The following is a 17,422-nucleotide window of genomic DNA, read 5'->3' on the forward strand; positions in this document are numbered from 1 at the left end:
CATGATGGTCCGCCATGAGCCTTACGGGTGTCGCGGCGGTTCTGGCCCTTCTCGGCATTCCGGTGAGTGTGCTGGTCGCCCGCTGGCAGATGCGTACCGTCCTGGCCCAGGCGGAAGCGAGTCACCAGACGGCTCTGGCGGTGGCGGAGGCGAACTACAGAAGCGCGCTGGAGGTGGCGGAGGCCGGTCATCGGACTGCGCTGGAGGTCGCCCGCAACGGCGTGAAGGCGGAGCGTGACCTCTGGATGCTCGAGGCCCGCCGTGCCGAGTACAGATACTTCCAGATTGCGCTGGATCAACTCCGCCGAGCAGTGATGAGTGACCCCTGCGGTGATCTGTGGGGGGTTTACCACGACGTTCATGACAGCAGTCATCGTGTCGCTGAAATCGGTCCCGATGAGGTCGACGACGCAGCCAGAGCCATCCGGCATCGCTGCTACCCGATTCCGATCTCTTGGGCGGGAGCACCGAGGGAGCAGCGCGCCCGCGCGTGGGAAACGCAGATCACGCCTCTGCGCCTGGAGTTCGACGAGGCCGTACGCCAGGTCATCAGTGGTCAGCCGGGCGGCGCCGCGTCGGCAACAGGCTGAATGACCCTGTCCTATCGCACCCCCTCCGGCGAAAGGAACAGCCCTCGCGTCCACAACAGGGGCGAGGGCTGCTCTCCGGGAGGTGAATCAGACGCCGAGCGCCTGCTTCACCTGGGCGAGGCTGGGGTTCGTCATCACGACCTCCGTGCCACCGGCGGAGGGGATCACCTGAACGGTTGGCACCGTCTGGTTCCCGCCGTTGGCCTTCTCCACGAACGCGGCGGACGCCGGGTCCTGCTCGATGTTGATCTCGGTGTACGCGATGCCCTCGCGGTCCATCTGGCTCTTCAGCCGGCGGCAGTAGCCGCACCACGTGGTGCTGTACATCGTCACAGTGCCCTGCATGCCTCTCGCGCTCCTTCGGCGGCTCGGGGAAGTCCTCGCTGTGGGGGAACGTACTTGAAAGCGCCGGCATTCCCGCCGGGTGCCGCACAGCTCACACGTGATGCCTGCCGCATTAGTACGACTGCGAGGCCCTCCCTGTGGACAACCGGCTCATCCGTCTCCGGCGACCTGGCAGCATGGCTGTGTGACAGCAGCAACGCACTCCACCCTTTTCCCCCGGGTACCGGACTCGGCCGACGCGGTGCTCGAAGGGCTCGACCCCGAGCAGCGCGCCGTGGCCACCGCCCTGCAGGGCCCGGTGTGCGTGCTGGCGGGCGCCGGCACCGGCAAGACGCGGGCGATCACCCACCGGATCGCCTACGGGGTGCGCGCCGGTATCCTCCAGCCCTCCAGTGTGCTCGCCGTCACCTTCACCAACCGTGCCGCCGGGGAGATGCGCGGCAGGCTGCGCCAGCTCGGTGCCGCCGGTGTCCAGGCCCGCACCTTCCACTCCGCGGCGCTGCGCCAGCTCCAGTACTTCTGGCCGAAAGCGATCGGCGGCTCCATGCCGCGGCTCGTCGACCGCAAGATCCAGCTGGTCGCCGACGCGGCCGCTGCCTGCCGCATCCGGCTCGACCGCGGTGAGCTGCGGGACGTCACCGCGGAGATCGAATGGTCCAAGGTCACGCAGACCGTCCCGGCCGATTACGCGGCCGCCGCCGCCAAGGCCGGCCGGGAGTCCCCCCGAGACCCCGCCGAGATCGCCCAGCTCTACTCCGCCTACGAGGACCTCAAGCGGGAGCGCGCCGTCATCGACTTCGAGGACGTGCTGCTGCTGACCGTCGCCGTCCTGCAGGACCGGCACGACATCGCCGAGCAGGTCCGCGCCCAGTACCAGCACTTCGTCGTCGACGAGTACCAGGACGTCAGCCCGCTCCAGCAGCGCCTGTTGGAACTGTGGCTCGGCGAGCGGGAGAACCTGTGCGTGGTCGGCGACGCCAGCCAGACGATCTATTCGTTCACGGGCGCAACCCCCGACCATCTGCTCGACTTCCGCACCCGCCATCCCGGGGCCACCGTCGTCAAGCTGGTCCGCGACTACCGCTCGACCCCCCAGGTCGTCCACCTGGCGAACGGCCTGCTCGCCCAGGCCAGTGGCCGGGCCGCCGATCACCGGCTGGAACTGGTCTCCCAGCGTGCCGCGGGGACCGAGCCGGTCTTCACCGAGTACGCCGACGAGCCCGCCGAGGCGGAGGGCGCCGCCCGCCGCATCCGTGAGCTGATCGACGCGGGGGTCCCGGCGAGCGAGATCGCCGTCCTGTTCCGGACGAACGCCCAGTCCGAGACCTTCGAGCAGGCCCTCGCCGACGCCGGCGTGCCCTACCAGCTGCGGGGCGCCGAGCGGTTCTTCGACCGTCCCGAGGTGCGCAAGGCCGGCATCGCCCTGCGCGGTGCGGCCCGCTTCGGCGGCAACGACACCCTCCTCGACGACGCCCCCGACCTGCCCTCCCAGGTGCGCGCCGTGCTCTCGGGCGAGGGCTGGACGACCCAGCCGCCGGCCGGTTCGGGAGCGGTCCGGGAGCGCTGGGAGTCACTGGCCGCGCTGGCGCATCTCGCCCAGGACTTCGCCGCCGCCAGACCTGGCGCCACCCTCGCCGACCTCGTCGCCGAACTCGACGAGCGGGCCGGCGCCCAGCATGCTCCGACCGTGCAGGGCGTCACCCTCGCCTCGCTGCACTCGGCCAAGGGCCTGGAGTGGGACGTCGTCTTCCTGGTCGGCGTCGCCGAGGGCATGATGCCGATCACCTACGCAAAGACCGACGAGCAGATCGAGGAGGAGCGCCGTCTCCTCTACGTCGGTGTCACCCGCGCCCGCGAGCGGCTTCATCTCTCCTGGGCGCTCTCCCGCTCACCCGGCAGCCGGCCGAACCGTCGTCCCAGCCGCTTCCTCCGCGGACTGCGCCCCGGCTCGAACGCCGCCGCGGGCCGTGGCGGTGCGGTCGGCGCGGGAGGTGTGGAGCGCGGCTCGTTCGAGGCGGCGTCCGCCTCGGTCGTCCCGAGCCCGAGGCGCAGACAGCGCAGCCCCGCGCGCTGCCGGGTGTGCGGCCGCACGCTGACCGACGCGGGCGAGATGAAGCTGATGCGCTGCGAGGACTGCCCCACCGACATGGACGAGGGCCTGTACGAGCGGCTTCGTGAGTGGCGCGCCGACCAGGCGGGGCGCAGCGGGCAGCCCGCCTTCTGCGTCTTCACCGACAAGACGCTGATGGCCATCGCCGAGACGGTCCCCGACGACGAGCACGCACTGGCCAGGATCCCCGGGGTGGGGATGCGCAAGCTGGGCCGCTACGGAGCCGACGTCCTGGCCATCTGCGCAGGCCGTGACATCAACGAGGAACGGGATCAGGACTGATCCGAACTCGTCGGAAAAATAGTTTGCGCATGCCCCGGCAATCCCCATAGGTTCTTAGGCACGGGGACGGCGGCCTTCTCCAAGGCCCTGAATCCGTGTTGTACTTGCATATCCGCGGACCGGTTCACCCCAGTCCCCTAGACGCCGAGAGGAGGCGAGTCCAGTGATCAGCATCAACACCAGCTCCATCGTCAAACTGACCGATCGCTCGGCCGTCTCCCTGTGCATGCTCGGCGCCTCGAACCAGGGCACCGGTCTGTCCGGCATTCATGCCGCACGCCCGGCGTCCTCCCTTGCTCCCGCGGCTCCTGCCGTCCGTGAGCGCGATGAGCGACCGACCAAGGCACTGGAAGCGGTAGTGGCACAGGCGAAGACCTATGCCTTTGCGGCGGCCGGTGCCGGATTCCGGAAGCAGACGACGCAGCACCACCTGATGTGGGCCTTCCGTGGGCCAGAACCCTGGAGTGATCCAGCCTGATTCGATCAGGCCGGCGCCTTCAGGGCCGCGGAACCCCATCCGGGATCCGCGGCCCTTCTGTTTTCCCTTAAGCGGGGAGAGCGAAGTGCTTCGGGACAAGAAAAGAGCCCGGCACCAGCCGCCATCCGGCCAACAGGCCGGAAACGACCAGACGAGGAAGACGAACCGTGCAACTCGAAGCGCACGTCCCGTCCGTACCGCCTTCCGACACGATCCCCAAGCCCGGCTCCACGGAGGACCCGACCTTGACTCCGCTCACCGCGCTCACCGCGCTCGACGACGCCATCGAGAACCTCGGCGTGCCCGTCCCGTGCCGCTCCTACGACCCGGAGGTCTTCTTCGCCGAGTCGCCGGCGGACGTCGAGTACGCCAAGTCCCTCTGCCGCACCTGCCCGCTGATCGAGGCCTGCCTCGCCGGCGCCAAGGAGCGGCGTGAGCCCTGGGGCGTCTGGGGTGGCGAGCTGTTCGTCCAGGGAGTTGTCGTCGCCCGTAAGCGGCCGCGTGGCCGCCCGCGCAAGAACCCGGTCATGGCATGAACACCCCAGGAACGATCGACCGCCCCTTCACGCACGACCCCCAGAAGCAGGCCCCGATGATGCCGTCCGCCGACGAGCCCGCAGGCTCCGCGACCGAAGACTTCACCACCAGCGGCGCGAACGACTCGCGTCAGAACAGGACCCGAGAGATGCAACTCATTCCAGAAGCCCTGGCCCGTGCGCATATGCACGAGCGACTGCAGGAGGCGCAGCGGGAGCGCCAGGCCGCGGGCCTGGTGACCGCTCGCCGGATGCAGCGCCGGGCCGAGCGCGCCTCCCGGCGCGCCCGCCGCGCGCTCGCCATGGCGGTCATGCAGTAACCGATCCCACCTGAAGCGGCGGCCTTCCCAGCCCGGAGGCCCAGCTCTCCCCGCGGGGGCCGGTCCGTGTGAACGGACCGGCCCCCGCGGTGCGTTGCGCGGGGCGGGCCGTCGGGAACGGCGTTATCGTCGCCGGGTGACGAGTCATCCCGGTGGCAGCGACGACGACGGCTCCGCGGCGGAGCCGCTGGTGTGTGCCCGCTGCGGCACCCGCGCCGAGGGGCCGCAGCCGACCTGGACCTTCTCCGTGGAGGACGGCGCCCGTCGTCACTACTGCGAGGCGTGCTCCCGCGACAACCTGCGGGCGATCGAGGGCCGTCTGGACTCGCAGTGGTGGTAGGGGCAGCCGGTGCCCGCGGCGCTCAACGTGCCCATCGGGTCCGTCAGGCCTGGGCGGCCGGCTCCTCCTCCGCCGGTTCCTCCGGAAGGAAACCCGGCAGCCACTCCTCCAGTTCCTCCCGCAGCCGCACCGTCGCGCCCAGCTGACAGAGCACGCCGATCGTGCTCAGGGTCACCCGGTGGATCAACAGGTAGGCCGGGGGAAGGTTGAGCTGCTTGGCCAGCTGGGAGGCGGGGGAGCGGGGGTCGGCTATCCGGGCCGCCTGGCTCCGCATCCAGCCGCGGGTGAAGGTGAACTCGTCGGCCCGGGCCGGCTCGATGATCGGCAGGAGGTAGTCGAGGACGGCGTCGGGGGCCAGCTCGACCGACTCCTTGACGAAACCCTCGGCGCAGAGCATCTCGTAGACGGCCTCCGCCTCGCCGTCCAGCGTCATCCGCAGGGCCTCGCCGATGGGCTCGGGCAGCCCGCCCGGAAGCCGGTCGACGGTGCCGAAGTCCAGTACGCCCAGGCGCCAGTCGTCCTCGCCCTCCGGACCGCCGGGCAGCAGACGGAAGTTGCCGGGGTGCGGGTCGGCGTGCAGCAGACCGGTGCGGGCGGGACCGGAGAACAGGAAGCGGGCCAGAAGCTGGCCGGCCCGGTCGCGCTGTGCCTCCGTGCCGTCCGAGATGATCTCCGACAGCGGTATGCCGTCCATCCACTCGGTGATCAGCACCTGCTCGCACTGGTGGACCACGTCCGGCACGACGACATCGGAGTCGTCCGTGAACTCCTCGGCGTGGGCCCGCTGGGCCTGGGCTTCCAGGCCGTAGTCCAGCTCCTCGGAGACCCGGTCCTTCAGCTCCGTGATCAGCGGCTTGACGTCCATGCCGGGGATGAGCGGACCCAGCAGACGGGCGAAGCGGCTCAACTGGTTCAGGTCGGACAGCAGGGCCTCGCCGGCGCCCGGGTACTGCACCTTGACCGCCACCTCGCGGCCGTCGTGCCACACCGCCCGGTGCACCTGGCCGATCGAGGCCGCAGCGGACGGCTTGTCCTCGAACTCCAGGAACAGCTCCTGCCAGCCTTCGCCCAGCCGCTTCGCCAGTACCGCGTGGACGGTACGGGTAGGCATCGGCGGGGCGGCCTCCTGCAGCTTGGTCAGCGCCGTCCGATAGGGACCGGCGACCTCTTCCGGCAGGGCCGACTCGAAGACCGACAGGGCCTGGCCGAACTTCATCGCGCCGCCCTTGAGCTCGCCGAGCACCTTGAACAACTGCTCGGCGGTGCGCTGCTGGAGCTCGCGGCCGACAAGCTCCGCGGACTCGCCCACGATCCGCTTGCCGAGTCCCCAGGTCGCCCGCCCGGCGAAGCCGAGCGGGAGTGCGGCCAGCTTGGCGGTCCGGGTGACCGCCTTCCGGGGAAGATCAGACATGCGCCCTCCAAGTCCCTGCCGGCCGCTTCGCGTCCGCCTTGCGGCGCCACTTCTCCGACGGCCCGTGCACGGCCATTGTCTCGTGTGACCCCCCCTCCCCGGAGGTGTGTTCTCCCTTACCTTTTTCCGGACCTCTGCGCGCGGCTCCGCACGGGCAGACCGGGTGCGGCCTGACCGGGCGCGCATGCCAGTGCAGGGCGGGGAGGGAGACCTCCCAGCGTGCGCCGGCGCTGGACGGAACCCGGCCGTCCAGGAAGGTGAGCGCGTGAGCGGCCGCCAGCCCGGCCACCGTCGTGGCCAGCGTCAGGTCACAGGCGCCCACCCGGCGCTGCCGCCCGGAGCGCCACTGGGCGGCCAGGCGCGGCCAGGCCGGATCCCGGTCGGTGCGGTCCTGCTGGAGACAGCCCGCACAGCTCGTCTCGCCGGGCAGGACCAGCGGGCCGACCACACCGGTTCCCTCCACGACACCGACGTAGAGATGGGGTGTGCCCGAGGACACAAGGGTCCGGGCGGCCGCCGGATCGGGCGCGTGCACGGCGACGTCGTCCCGCGGGGCGAGGACGACCAGACCGAAGCCGGGGTCGCCCTCGTCGAGGGGAGACCTGGCGGTCCGGCGCGGCGAACTGTCCGGGGCGGCCCGGCGCACCGCGCGGCGGGCCGCCTCGTCCCTGCGGTCGCCGACGGCCTCGGCGGGCAGCCCGCCCGGCGCGACGTCCCACGGCTCGACCCGCCCGACGTCGCGCACGTCGATCTCGCCCACTCCGGCCCCCGACAGCAGCGCTGCGAGGGCGGCGCCCACCCGGCCCCCGCCTCTCACCTGCACTCGCATACTGCGGCGTGCCGCCAGCCGGCGGAGCGGATCACCCGGTTCGGAGGTGGTCAGGGCGAGGGACGCCAGGTCCGGACGGAGCCGGTCCAGGACCTCCGGTTTCTCCCGCAGGGCCTCGGCGGCCGGCCCGCCGCCCCGCGAGTCGTCCAGCAGCCCGGCCCGCGACAGCCGGCGTACCAGCCGGTCGACATGGCCCTCGGGCAGATCCATGCGCCGTGACTCCTCCCGCAGGAGCTCCAGTCCGCGGGTGCCGTTGAGCAGGTCGAGGAAGCTGCCCGTGGCCGTGTCCACCGGGCCCAGCGTCAAGGCGTGCGCCGGTGTCATCCCGAACTGCACGGTGTTGAGATCGCGCCATCCGCGCCGAAGCGCGGGCTTGACCATCGGATGCATGACAGGCCCCCGTATGTTCCGGATCGTCCCCGTTGGGCGGTCGAGCCCTTCGCGGCTCGTCCGACACATGCCAGCATGCCGGGACGGGCCGAAGGCCGCCGAAAGTTGTCCACAGGCGGCGGGATTCATCGTACAAATCCGGCGCCCGGTGGGGGGGATCGCCATGGAACCGTCCCGGAGCCAAGACTTCCCCGTGTGCAGCGGGTACCGTCGGGGCGTGCCCGCCGACCCACTGCACCGCGCCGGAACGCCACAGCGCAGCACGACGAGCCAGCCGACGAACGGCTCACGGGCGAGCGCGATCGAGGTCCGCAGGAGCGCCCGCCGCCGCAGAACGGTCTCCGCGTACCGCGAGGGCGATCGCACCGTCGTGCTCATCCCCGCCCGGATGTCCGAGGCGGAGGAGCAGCGCTGGGTGACCGTCATGCTCGACAAGCTGGCCGCACAGGAGAGCAGGCGGACACTCGGGGACACGGAGCTGGCCGAGCGCGCCCGACGGCTGTCCGACCAGTACTTCGACGGGCGGGCCAGGCCCGGCTCGGTGCGCTGGGTCACCAACCAGAACACGCGCTGGGGCTCGTGCACCCCGTCCGAGGGAAGCATCCGGCTGTCGCACCGTCTGCAGGGCATGCCCGAGTACGTCGTCGACTACGTCCTCTGCCACGAGCTGGCGCATCTGCTGGTGCCCGGGCACGGGCCCCGTTTCTGGCGGCTGCTGGAGGCGTATCCCAGGACCGAACGGGCCCGTGGCTACCTCGAAGGGGTGGTCGCGGCCGAGCGGCTGCCGCATGTACCGGGTGTGCGCGATATGTGAGCACCGCCCGAAGTGGGCGCACTGTAGGCCTACGCGCGCGTTGTGTACCGGGTCTGTACCGACTTCATCCGGTGTCCGAGTTTGCCGTTAGCCTGGCGCGACGCACTCGCATTCGGGATGGGGGACGGTCGTACGTATGGCCAGGGAATTCCAACGCGGCCACAAGGCCAGGATCAGTGACCTCACGGCGGGGACGGATCTGTACGTAGGTGTGCAGGTCTCCGGCCCGGGGCTGACCTTCGACATCAGCTGCTTCGGCCTCGACGCCGAGGAGCGGCTCTCCGACGACCGGTACTTCATCTTCTACAACCAGCCGAAGTCCCCCGAGGAGTCCGTTCAGCTCCTGGGCGCCCAGGCGGGCGACACCGAGTCGTTCCGCGTGACGCTGGACCGGATCCCGCAGCAGATCAGGAAGCTGTCCTTCACGGCGGCCCTCGACGGTGCCGGGCAGATGTCGCAGGTCGGTCCCGGGTACATCCGTATCGTCGCGGGCGGCGAGGAAGTGGCCCGGTACCCGTTCAGCGGCTCGGAGTTCTCCACCGAGCGGGCCGTGATGCTGGGTGACTTCTACTTCAAGGACGTCTGGCGGTTCGCCGCCGTCGGACAGGGCTTCGACGGCGGGCTCGACGCGCTGCTGCGGAACTTCGGCGGCGAGGTGGCCGAGGAGGAGCCGGCCGCCCCCCAGCAGCAGCCGGAGGCCGGTGGCGCCGCGCCCGGTTTCGCCCCGCCCGCCCAGGCCACCGCGCCGCCCGCGTTCGGCGTACCCGGCGGTGCCCCGCCCGCCCCCGCGCCTGCTCCGGCCCCCGCGTCCCAGCCCGCCGCACAGGGCTTCGCGCCGCCGCCGGCCCCCGCACCTTCCGTGCCGCCGGTGCACGCCGCGCCGACCATCGTCGCCCCCCTGCACACCCCGCCCGGCGGCTCCCCGGTGCCGCCCCCGCCCCCGGCGCCCGCGCCCTACGGCCAGCCGGGCCAGCAGCCGCCGCCGTACGGCCAGCCCGTCCCGCCGCCCCCGGGCTACGGACAGCCACAGGCACCGCAGGCACCCGCCCCGCCGCCCGGCTACGGACAGCACACGCCCCCTCCGGGCTACGGACAGCAGCCCCCGCCCGGACAGGTGCCCCACCAGCAGGCCCCGTACGGGGCGCCCCAGAGCGCTCCCCAGGGCGCACCGCAGAGCCCCGGCGTGCTCGGCGCGCTCCAGCAGTTCAAGGAGACGCCCACCGGTCAGCGCTGGACCCAGCAGAACAAGAAGCTGGTCCGCGCCGACCTCGGCATCGGCGGACAGCCCGTGCTGGCCCGGCAGGGCAGCATGGTGCTCTACCAGGGCAAGGTCGACTTCAGTTACAAGGGCGCCGGCTTCTCCGGCCGCATCGTCGGCAACGCCACCGGCCAGGAGATGCAGCTGATGCGCTGCACCGGCCAGGGCCAGGTGTTCTTCGCCGAGAACTCCACGATGCTGCACCCGATCGAGCTCCAGGGCGACGCGGTGTGCGTCTCCGCCGAGAACGTCCTCGCCTTCGACGAGAGCCTGCAGTACGAGGTCCGCCGCATCGAGGGACACGGCATTCCCGGCGGCGCGCTGTTCACGATGCAGTTCCAGGGAACCGGCACCATCGTCGTCAAGACCCACGGCACGCCCGTGGTGCTGCCGGTCACGCCCACCACCTTCGCCGACTGCAACGCCGTGGTCGCCTGGTCGGCCGCCTCCCAGGTGGTTGTCTCCAGCCAGGTGCGGATGCGCCGCAACTCCTACCCCGGCGACACCGGGGAGAGCGTGAACCTCCAGTTCCGGGGCGCACCCGGCAACTTCATCGTCGTCCAGCCGTACGAGATCTAAAGGGAGCCCGTCATGAACCAGCCACTCGCGGGCTACGCCCCCGCCCCCGTCACCGCCCGCATGGAGAACCACGGCAACCACATGCTGAAGGTCGCCATGCAGACCGGGAACGACCTCCTCGCGCGCGTGGGGTCGATGGTCGCCTACGAAGGGTTCGTCCAGTACGAGCCCAACCCGCCGGCCGTCCGCCAGATCGCCAAGGACTGGATGACCGGTGAGGGCGCGCCGCTGATGAAGTGCTCCGGCGACGGCCTGCTCTACCTCGCCGACTACGGCGCCAACGTCGTCGTGATCAACCTCAACGGCGACGGCATCTCCGTCAACGCCACCAACCTGCTCGCCTTCGACGCCCATCTCACGTGGGGCGTGGAGCGGGTCAAGGGCCTGGCGAAGTTCGCCGGACAGGGCCTGTGGAACACCAAGATCTCCGGGCAGGGCTGGGTCGCGCTGACCTCGCGCGGCAAGCCGATCGTCGTGGACTGCGGCGGCGGCGACGACGAGACGTACGTCGACCCGGACGCCCTGGTGGCCTGGTCCCCGAACCTCAAGGTGAAGGGCAAGCGCAGCTTCCGGGCCCAGTCGCTGATCGGCCGCGGCAGCGGAGAGGCATACCAGATGGCCTTCTCCGGTCAGGGCATCGTCGTCGTCCAGCCCAGTGAGGACAGCACGGACCGTCTCCGGGTCCGGGGCTGAGGGGGAGCAACCACACCATGCAGAGCCCGCTTTTCGCCTTCAACGACCAGCAGACCCAGGAGCGCTGGAGCCTGCAGAACCAGCAGATGCTCCGCGTCGCCCTGGAGGGCCACGACGACGTCCTCGCCCGCAAGGGCACCATGGTCGCCTACCAGGGGCTCGTCGAGTTCGACGCCGAGTTCCAGAGCAACAGCGCATCACGCGCGCGTGCGCAGACCGGTGAGGGCCTGGACCTGATGCGCTGCCACGGGCAGGGCACCGTCTACCTCGCCAACCTCGCCCAGCGCGTCCACGTCATGGAGGTGGAGCAGGACGGGCTGACGGTCGACAGCAGCTATGTGCTCGCGATGGACTCCTCGCTGCACCACGAGGTCATCGCCGTCGACAGCCTGTACGGCATCTCCGGCTCCGGGAAGTACCAGCTCAACATCACCGGCCGCGGCAAGGTCGCCCTGATGACCTCGGGCATGCCGCTGCTGATGCAGGTGACGCCGGACAAGTACGTCAACTGCGACGCCGACGCGATCGTCGCCTGGTCCACGTCCCTGCGCGTGCAGATGCAGGCCCAGACCCACTCCTCCGGGGTGTGGCGGCGCCGCGGCAGCACCGGCGAGGGCTGGGAGCTCAGCTTCATGGGCAGCGGCTTCGTGCTCGTCCAGCCCAGCGAACTGCTGCCGCCGCAGAACGCCCAGCTCGGCTCGGGCGTCGCCGCCCAGTACGGCATGGGACAGCAGGGGGCCCGCGGTCAGAACCAGGGCAACGTCTGGAGCTGACGGGGGACGACACAGGGGTGGGGGGGGGCCCCCCCGGGGGGGGCCCCCCCCCCCCCGGGGGGGCCCCCCCCCCCCCCCGCCGCGGGCCGGGGGGGGGCCCCGGGCCCCCCCCGGGGCCAGCCGGGCGGGGGGGGGGCGCCCCCCGCACGGCCCCCGGGGGGCGGGGGGGCCGCCGCCCCCCCCCCCGGGGGGGGGTGGGGGGGGGCGGGGGCCCCCCCCGGGGGGGGGGGGCCCCCGCCGGGGGGGCCGCCCCTCACCCCTGTGTCAGACACCCAGTCTCGTCCGGGTCGCTTCCACCAAACGGGTGACCGAGGTGTCGGCCACGTCCGCCACCTCGTCGTACGGGAACCAGCGCAGGTCGAGGGACTCGTCGCTGATCGCCTCCACGGCTCCGGACGGAGCCAGCGCCGCGTACTGGACGTCCAGGTGCCAGGCACACGGTGTGTGATGACGGTCCAGACGGACGGGCCCGCCGGGGGCCAGGGAAAGTCCCGCGATACCCGACTCCTCCGTCGCCTCCCGCAGGGCCGCCGCCGCGAGCGAGACGTCACCCGGCTCGCAGTGCCCGCCCATCTGGAGCCACATTCGCAGCTTCCGGTGCAGGGTCAGCAGTACCCGGCCCCGCTCGGGATCGATCACCAGACCGCTCGCCGTGATGTGACCGTCCGTACAGGCCTTCCACATGCCGTCCGGATGCGCCGCGAGATGGTCCAGGTAGGTCCGGCGCAGCTCGGACTGGTCCTCGTACCCCTTGAGCACGAGGACCGCGTCGTCGCGGAGGCTCACTCGGTGTCGTCGCCCTTGCTCTCGTCCTCGTTCCGGCCCTCGCCGTCGTCCTTCTTCTTGAGGTCGGGCTTGCCGGCGGCCTCGCCGAGCATCTTGTCCAGCTCGGAGAAGTCGATCTGCTCGCGGTGCACGAAGCCGTCCGGGTCGTCCAGGTCGGTCGCCGTCGGCAGCATGTCCGGGTGCGCCCACAGGGCGTCCCGGCCGTCGACTCCGCGCGCGTCGGTGAGCGAGGCCCACAGGCGCGAGGCGTCGCGCAGCCGGCGCGGTCGCAGCTCCAGACCGATCAGCGTGGCGAACGTCTGCTCCGCCGGGCCACCCGAGGCGCGGCGGCGGCGCAGCGTCTCGCGCAGCGCGTCGGCCGACGACAGCCGCGGCTTGGCCGCGGCGTGCACCACGGCGTCCACCCAGCCCTCGACGAGCGCCAGCGCCGTCTCCAGACGGGCCAGGGCGGCCTTCTGCTCCGGCGTGTCCTCCGGCTGGAACATGCCCTGCTGGAGGGCCTCCTGCAACTGCTCGGGGTTCTGCGGGTCGAACTGGCCCACGACGTCCTCGAGCTTGCCGGTGTCGACCTTGATCCCGCGCGCGTAGCCGTCGACGGCGCCGAACAGGTGCGAACGCAGCCACGGGACGTGTGCGAACAGGCGCTGGTGGGCGGCCTCGCGCAGGGCGAGATACAGCCGCACCTCCTCCTGGGAGACGCCCAGGTCCTTGCCGAACGTCTCGATGTTCAGCGGCAGCAGCGCGGCCCGGCTGGCCGGGCCCAGCGGCAGGCCGATGTCGGACGAGCCGACGACCTCACCGGCGAGCACGCCGACGGCCTGCCCGATCTGGGTGCCGAACATGGCGCCGCCCATGGAGCGCATCATGCCGATCAGCGGGCCGGCCATGGCCTGCATCTCCTCCGGCAGGACGTCGCCCATCGCGTTCCCGACGCGCTCGGCGACCGGGTCGACCAGCTCCCGCCACGCCGGGAGGGTGGCCTCGACCCACTCCGCGCGGCTCCAGGCCACGGCGGAGTGGGCGCCCGACGGCAGAGAGGTCGCGTCGTCCAGCCACAGGTCGGCCAGACGGACCGCTTCCTCCACGGCTCTGCGGTCGGCGGGGCCGACGCTCGCGTCCTTCGAGCCCTCGGCGGTGCCCTGCGAGACGGTCTGCCGGGCGATCTGCTTGGCCATGTCCCAGTTCACCGGCCCGCCCTCGTAGGAGAGCATCTGGCCGAGCTGCTGGAACGCTGCGCCCAGGTCGGTGGGGTTCAGCGACCCGAACATCGCGGCGAACGGATTGTCCGCGCCCGGGCCGCCAAAGCCTCCGGCTCCGGGCGTGCCGAAGCCGAACGGGTTGGCCGGGCCCTGACCACCACCGCTCTGCGGGTCCTTCTTCTTGCCCTCGTCGCCGTCGTCCGGCTCCTCCGGCGGAAGGCCGAATCCGAATGGGGTGTCACTCACGGGTTTCCTCGGCTGGTAGGGCCGCCGGTTCTTTCCGGCGGCGCGGTTGCCCGACAACACCACCCAGCGTAGACACCTGAAGCGGTTCGGGCCTCGGTGCTTCGCCGACAGCAGGCCTGCGGCAGGATGGATGCCACCTGGTACGTACGCGTCGCTTGCGCTCGTACTGAAGACAACCGCTGGAGACGCCCGGTGAGTTCCCCAGATCCACAGGTTCGCGCAGCGCGAAACAAGTCAACCGGCCCCGCGGCGCGCGGGCCCGTCGTCGCGGTCACCGGTGCCGCGTCCGGTGTCGGCGCGCTGCTCACCGCGCGGCTCGCAGCCTCGGAGGAGATCAAGCAGGTCATCGCCATCGACGAGCGGCGCGGCGAATGCGACGAGGCACGCTGGCACATCCTGGACGTACGGGATCCGGCCATCGCGGAGAAGCTGCGCGGGGCCGACGTGGTGGTCCATCTGGCGCTCGACCTCGATCTGGAGACCGATGGCGCCGCCCGGACGGCCTACAACGTGCGGGGCACGCAGACGGTGCTGACGGCCGCCGCGGCCGCCGGGGTGCACCGCGTGGTGCTGTGCACGTCGACGATGGTCTACGGGGCGCTGCCGGACAACGAGCTGCCGCTGTCCGAGGACGCGGAGCTGCGGGCCACGGCGGAGGCAACGGGCGTCGGCGACCTCCTGGAGGTCGAGCGGCTCGCTCGCCGGGCGCCCAGGGCGCACCCGGGACTCAATGTCACGGTCGTGCGCCCCGCCGTGCTGGTGGGAGGCACCGACACCGCACTGACCAGGTACTTCGAGTCGCCCAGGCTGCTCGTGGTGGCCGGGTCGCGTCCCGCGTGGCAGTTCTGCCACGTCGAGGATCTGTGCAGCGCCCTGGAGTACGCCGTCCTGGAGAAGGTCGACGGTGAGCTGGCCGTCGGCTGCGACGGATGGCTGGAGCAGGAGGAGGTCGAGGAGCTCAGCGGGATCCGGCGGATGGAGCTGCCGTCGGCGGTCGCGCTCGGCGCGGCGGCCCGGCTGCACCGGATCGGGCTCACCCCGTCCCCGGCCGGTGACCTGGCGTACACGATGCACCCCTGGGTGGTGAGCGGGAGCCGGCTGCACGACGCCGGGTGGCGGCCCGCGCACACCAACGAGGAGGTGCTCGCGGAGCTGCTGGAGGAGGTGTCCGGCAGGCACACGGTCGCCGGCCGGCGACTGGGGCGCAAGGACGCGACGGCGGCGGGCGCCGCGGGAGCGACGGTGGCCCTGCTGGGTGCGGCCGCGGTGGTACGACGGGCACGCAAGGCCCGGCGCCGGATCTGACGTGCCTCCTGCGGGAGGACCTGAACCGGCACGCGCGCGTGCCGGGCGATGACGCTGTTCCGTGTTGTCGTAGGGGTGGGGCACGATGGGGACATGGCATCCATGCACGATCACCCCGGTGAGCAGGCCGCACAGGACCCGATCAAGCTGATCTCGATACGCGACACGCCGCTGTCCGTGGACGAGATCCTCCGCGCGGTCGGGGACGACGCGGCCGGCGGGACGGCGCTGTTCGTGGGGACCGTACGCAATCACGACGGGGGTGCCGACGTCGACGAGCTCGGCTATTCGTGTCACCCCAGCGCCGAGGACGAGATGCGGCGGATCGCCGAGAAGGTGGCCGCCGAGTACCCCGTTCGGGCGCTGGCCGCCGTGCACCGTGTGGGGGGCCTCCGGGTCGGGGACCTCGCCGTGGTCGTCGGCGTGTCGTGCCCGCACCGGGGGGAGGCGTTCGAGGCCTGCCGGAAGCTGATCGACGACCTCAAGCACGAGGTGCCCATCTGGAAGCACCAGCGGTTCTCGGACGGGACAGAGGAATGGGTCGGCGCGTAGTGCCGTCGTTGGGGGGTGGTGGTCGGGTGACGGGAGGGCGGGTCGGCGTGTAGTGCCGTCGTTGGGGGGTGGTGGTCGGGTGACGGGAGGGCGGGTGGGTGACCGCTGAGCGGCCCGGACCTCCGGTTGCGTAACCCCACCCCTGGCGTGAGCGTTGTCACTGCGGATGGTTAATCTGCTGATCAGTCAGTGTTGCGGACGCTCATGGGGTTGGGAGGTCGGCATGGCGGCGCTTGCCTGGTTGCTGATTCCGCTTGTGGCCGCGATCGGAGCGGGACTGTGGGGCAGTTGGGCCAATCGCACCCGCAAGGTGCGGAGTGATGGTCCCGAACTCATCGGTTACGCCCGGTTCCGCGAGGCCATGGAAAAGCCGAGCTCGGGTAGCTGAAGGCCGAAAACAACAGGTCACGGTGTACGACGCGAGCAGGGCCGCCCGTCCGGGCGGCCCTGACGGTGCGCTGACAGGCATGTCCCGTACTGTCGAGGCATGCCACGCCGCACCGCGACGATGCTCGCCTCCACCCTGATACTGATCGCGCTCCTGTGCGCGGGAGTGTTCATCCCCGTGCCCTACTCGGAGATGTCCCCGGGGCCGACGGTGAACACGCTGGGCGAGCACGACGGCGAGCCGGTGCTGCAGATCGACGGGCACAAAACCTACCCGACGGACGGTCACCTCAACATGACCACGGTGCGGGTGACCAGCGCCGACTACCGGATGAACCTCGTCGAGGCCGTCTACGGATGGCTCGCACACGACAACAAGGTGGTCCCGCACGAGACCCTCTACCCCGACGGCAAGACGGAGGAGGAGTCCACCCAGGAGAACGCCGAGGAGTTCAGCCAGTCCCAGGAGAGCGCCAAGGTCGCGGCCCTGAAGGAACTCGACGTCCCGGTGAAGTCCTGGGTGATCGTCTCCACGGTGGTCAAGGGGTCCCCGTCCGAGGGCAGTCTGCACGCGGGCGACGTGATCAAGACCGTCGACGGTGAGGCGGTGAAGGAGCCGGCCGACGTCGCCGAGCTGGTGACCGAGCACAAGCCGGGCGAGGATGTCGTCTTCACGATCGTGCCCGCCAAGGAGCAGGCCGCCGCCGAGAAGGAGAACCGGACGGCGACGAAGACCGAGAAGGTGACGATCACCACCACGGCCTCCGAGGACGGCGGCGAGAAGCGCGCCATCGTCGGGATCTCCGCCGGGACCGACCACACCTTCCCGTTCACCATCGACATCAAGCTCGCCGATGTCGGCGGGCCGAGCGCGGGCCTGATGTTCGCCCTCGGCATCTACGACAAGCTCACCCCGGGCAGCCTGACCGGCGGCGAGTTCGTCGCCGGCACCGGAACGATCGACGACGACGGCAAGGTCGGGCCGATCGGCGGGATCGAGATGAAGACGGTCGGCGCGCGCAGCAAGGGCGCCCGGTACTTCCTCACGCCCGCCGACAACTGCGCGTCCGCCGCCGAGGAAACCCCGGAGGGCCTCACCCTGGTGAAGGTGGACACCATCGACGACGCCCTGGGCGCGCTGAAGGACATCCGCTCCGGCGACACCGCCGACCTGCCGAAGTGCACGGCCTCCTGACCGG

The 17,422-nt window shown here is 71.3% G+C and carries 19 protein-coding genes; 14 read left to right on the top strand and 5 right to left on the bottom strand.

Going from position 1 to position 17,422, the window contains the following annotated elements; all coding sequences use genetic code 11:
• Positions 1-14 precede the first annotated feature (14 nt).
• A complete protein-coding gene (locus tag ACH4VX_RS03925; protein WP_398365738.1) occupies positions 15-590 on the top strand; it encodes a hypothetical protein in 576 nt (191 codons plus the stop codon).
• Positions 591-677: 87 nt separating this feature from the next.
• Here ACH4VX_RS03925 and ACH4VX_RS03930 read toward each other — a convergent pair whose 3' ends face one another.
• Positions 678-935, bottom strand: coding sequence for a mycoredoxin (locus tag ACH4VX_RS03930; protein ID WP_398365739.1), 258 nt, complete (start codon positions 933-935; stop codon positions 678-680).
• 100 nt (positions 936-1,035) lie between these two features.
• On the opposite strand from ACH4VX_RS03930, the gene ACH4VX_RS03935 reads away from it, so the two are divergent.
• From ACH4VX_RS03935 to ACH4VX_RS03955, 5 genes are all read left to right on the top strand, one after another.
• The gene (locus ACH4VX_RS03935) at positions 1,036-3,327 is read left to right on the top strand and encodes an ATP-dependent DNA helicase UvrD2 (protein ID WP_398365740.1); all 2,292 of its coding nucleotides are present in this window, start codon (positions 1,036-1,038) and stop codon (positions 3,325-3,327) included.
• A 163-nt stretch (positions 3,328-3,490) separates the two neighbouring features.
• Positions 3,491-3,805, top strand: coding sequence for a hypothetical protein (locus tag ACH4VX_RS03940; protein WP_398365741.1), 315 nt, complete (start codon positions 3,491-3,493; stop codon positions 3,803-3,805).
• 167 nt (positions 3,806-3,972) lie between these two features.
• The gene (locus ACH4VX_RS03945; protein ID WP_385049698.1) at positions 3,973-4,341 is read left to right on the top strand and encodes a WhiB family transcriptional regulator; all 369 of its coding nucleotides are present in this window, start codon (positions 3,973-3,975) and stop codon (positions 4,339-4,341) included.
• Positions 4,338-4,661: a hypothetical protein gene (locus ACH4VX_RS03950; protein ID WP_398365742.1), complete on the top strand. Its 324-nt coding sequence runs from the start codon at positions 4,338-4,340 to the stop codon at positions 4,659-4,661. The genes ACH4VX_RS03945 and ACH4VX_RS03950 overlap by 4 nt, the downstream gene beginning before the upstream one ends.
• A gap of 136 nt (positions 4,662-4,797) precedes the next feature.
• Positions 4,798-5,001 carry a hypothetical protein gene (locus tag ACH4VX_RS03955; protein ID WP_398365743.1) on the top strand — a complete coding sequence of 68 codons (204 nt, stop codon included), beginning with the start codon at positions 4,798-4,800 and terminating at the stop codon, positions 4,999-5,001.
• A gap of 43 nt (positions 5,002-5,044) precedes the next feature.
• On the opposite strand, the gene ACH4VX_RS03960 is transcribed toward ACH4VX_RS03955, so the two are convergent.
• Both ACH4VX_RS03960 and ACH4VX_RS03965 read right to left on the bottom strand, forming a co-directional pair.
• Positions 5,045-6,412 carry an ABC1 kinase family protein gene (locus ACH4VX_RS03960; protein ID WP_398365744.1) on the bottom strand — a complete coding sequence of 456 codons (1,368 nt, stop codon included), beginning with the start codon at positions 6,410-6,412 and terminating at the stop codon, positions 5,045-5,047.
• Positions 6,405-7,631, bottom strand: coding sequence for a TOMM precursor leader peptide-binding protein (locus tag ACH4VX_RS03965; protein WP_398365745.1), 1,227 nt, complete (start codon positions 7,629-7,631; stop codon positions 6,405-6,407). The genes ACH4VX_RS03960 and ACH4VX_RS03965 overlap by 8 nt, the downstream gene beginning before the upstream one ends.
• Positions 7,632-7,848: 217 nt before the next feature.
• On the opposite strand from ACH4VX_RS03965, the gene ACH4VX_RS03970 reads away from it, so the two are divergent.
• The 4 genes from ACH4VX_RS03970 to ACH4VX_RS03985 all read left to right on the top strand — a co-directional run bounded on the left by ACH4VX_RS03970 (position 7,849) and on the right by ACH4VX_RS03985 (position 11,748).
• Positions 7,849-8,445 (top strand): M48 family metallopeptidase, encoded by a 597-nt coding sequence (locus ACH4VX_RS03970; protein ID WP_398365746.1) that lies wholly within the window; start codon positions 7,849-7,851, stop codon positions 8,443-8,445.
• Positions 8,446-8,581: 136 nt separating this feature from the next.
• On the top strand, positions 8,582-10,282 hold the full coding sequence (locus ACH4VX_RS03975; protein ID WP_398365747.1) for a TerD family protein: 1,701 nt from the start codon (positions 8,582-8,584) through the stop codon (positions 10,280-10,282).
• Between the two features lie 12 nt (positions 10,283-10,294).
• Positions 10,295-10,975 (top strand): AIM24 family protein, encoded by a 681-nt coding sequence (locus ACH4VX_RS03980; RefSeq protein WP_215205501.1) that lies wholly within the window; start codon positions 10,295-10,297, stop codon positions 10,973-10,975.
• 17 nt (positions 10,976-10,992) lie between these two features.
• The gene (locus ACH4VX_RS03985; RefSeq protein ID WP_398365748.1) at positions 10,993-11,748 is read left to right on the top strand and encodes an AIM24 family protein; all 756 of its coding nucleotides are present in this window, start codon (positions 10,993-10,995) and stop codon (positions 11,746-11,748) included.
• A gap of 264 nt (positions 11,749-12,012) precedes the next feature.
• On the opposite strand, the gene ACH4VX_RS03990 is transcribed toward ACH4VX_RS03985, so the two are convergent.
• A complete protein-coding gene (locus ACH4VX_RS03990) occupies positions 12,013-12,534 on the bottom strand; it encodes an NUDIX hydrolase (protein WP_398365749.1) in 522 nt (173 codons plus the stop codon).
• Positions 12,531-13,979 (bottom strand): zinc-dependent metalloprotease, encoded by a 1,449-nt coding sequence (locus ACH4VX_RS03995; protein WP_398365750.1) that lies wholly within the window; start codon positions 13,977-13,979, stop codon positions 12,531-12,533. Before ACH4VX_RS03995 ends, ACH4VX_RS03990 begins: the two co-directional genes overlap by 4 nt.
• A gap of 192 nt (positions 13,980-14,171) precedes the next feature.
• Between ACH4VX_RS03995 and ACH4VX_RS04000 the strand changes: the two genes are divergently transcribed.
• From ACH4VX_RS04000 to ACH4VX_RS04015, 4 genes are all read left to right on the top strand, one after another.
• The gene (locus ACH4VX_RS04000) at positions 14,172-15,284 is read left to right on the top strand and encodes an SDR family oxidoreductase (RefSeq protein WP_398365751.1); all 1,113 of its coding nucleotides are present in this window, start codon (positions 14,172-14,174) and stop codon (positions 15,282-15,284) included.
• Positions 15,285-15,377: 93 nt separating this feature from the next.
• A complete protein-coding gene (locus ACH4VX_RS04005; protein WP_398365752.1) occupies positions 15,378-15,836 on the top strand; it encodes a molybdenum cofactor biosynthesis protein MoaE in 459 nt (152 codons plus the stop codon).
• Between the two features lie 223 nt (positions 15,837-16,059).
• Positions 16,060-16,224 carry a hypothetical protein gene (locus ACH4VX_RS04010; protein ID WP_398365753.1) on the top strand — a complete coding sequence of 55 codons (165 nt, stop codon included), beginning with the start codon at positions 16,060-16,062 and terminating at the stop codon, positions 16,222-16,224.
• Positions 16,225-16,323: 99 nt separating this feature from the next.
• Positions 16,324-17,418, top strand: coding sequence for a PDZ domain-containing protein (locus ACH4VX_RS04015; RefSeq protein WP_398365754.1), 1,095 nt, complete (start codon positions 16,324-16,326; stop codon positions 17,416-17,418).
• Positions 17,419-17,422 lie beyond the last annotated feature (4 nt).

The organism is Streptomyces sp. NPDC020731, from assembly GCF_044334705.1.
Lineage (GTDB): Bacteria > Actinomycetota > Actinomycetes > Streptomycetales > Streptomycetaceae > Streptomyces.

What these genes read in the sequence shown, in the direction of transcription:
- ACH4VX_RS03925 (WP_398365738.1), top strand. Translation starts at nt 15, where the DNA reads ATGAGCCTTACGGGTGTCGCGGCGGTTCTGGCCCTTCTCGGCATTCCG.
- ACH4VX_RS03930 (WP_398365739.1), bottom strand. Translation starts at nt 935, where the DNA reads ATGCAGGGCACTGTGACGATGTACAGCACCACGTGGTGCGGCTACTGC.
- ACH4VX_RS03935 (WP_398365740.1), top strand. Translation starts at nt 1,036, where the DNA reads ATGCCTGCCGCATTAGTACGACTGCGAGGCCCTCCCTGTGGACAACCG.
- ACH4VX_RS03950 (WP_398365742.1), top strand. Translation starts at nt 4,338, where the DNA reads ATGAACACCCCAGGAACGATCGACCGCCCCTTCACGCACGACCCCCAG.
- ACH4VX_RS03960 (WP_398365744.1), bottom strand. Translation starts at nt 6,412, where the DNA reads ATGTCTGATCTTCCCCGGAAGGCGGTCACCCGGACCGCCAAGCTGGCC.
- ACH4VX_RS03965 (WP_398365745.1), bottom strand. Translation starts at nt 7,631, where the DNA reads ATGCATCCGATGGTCAAGCCCGCGCTTCGGCGCGGATGGCGCGATCTC.
- ACH4VX_RS03975 (WP_398365747.1), top strand. Translation starts at nt 8,582, where the DNA reads ATGGCCAGGGAATTCCAACGCGGCCACAAGGCCAGGATCAGTGACCTC.
- ACH4VX_RS03980 (WP_215205501.1), top strand. Translation starts at nt 10,295, where the DNA reads ATGAACCAGCCACTCGCGGGCTACGCCCCCGCCCCCGTCACCGCCCGC.
- ACH4VX_RS03985 (WP_398365748.1), top strand. Translation starts at nt 10,993, where the DNA reads ATGCAGAGCCCGCTTTTCGCCTTCAACGACCAGCAGACCCAGGAGCGC.
- ACH4VX_RS04005 (WP_398365752.1), top strand. Translation starts at nt 15,378, where the DNA reads ATGGCATCCATGCACGATCACCCCGGTGAGCAGGCCGCACAGGACCCG.
- ACH4VX_RS04010 (WP_398365753.1), top strand. Translation starts at nt 16,060, where the DNA reads ATGGCGGCGCTTGCCTGGTTGCTGATTCCGCTTGTGGCCGCGATCGGA.
- ACH4VX_RS04015 (WP_398365754.1), top strand. Translation starts at nt 16,324, where the DNA reads ATGCCACGCCGCACCGCGACGATGCTCGCCTCCACCCTGATACTGATC.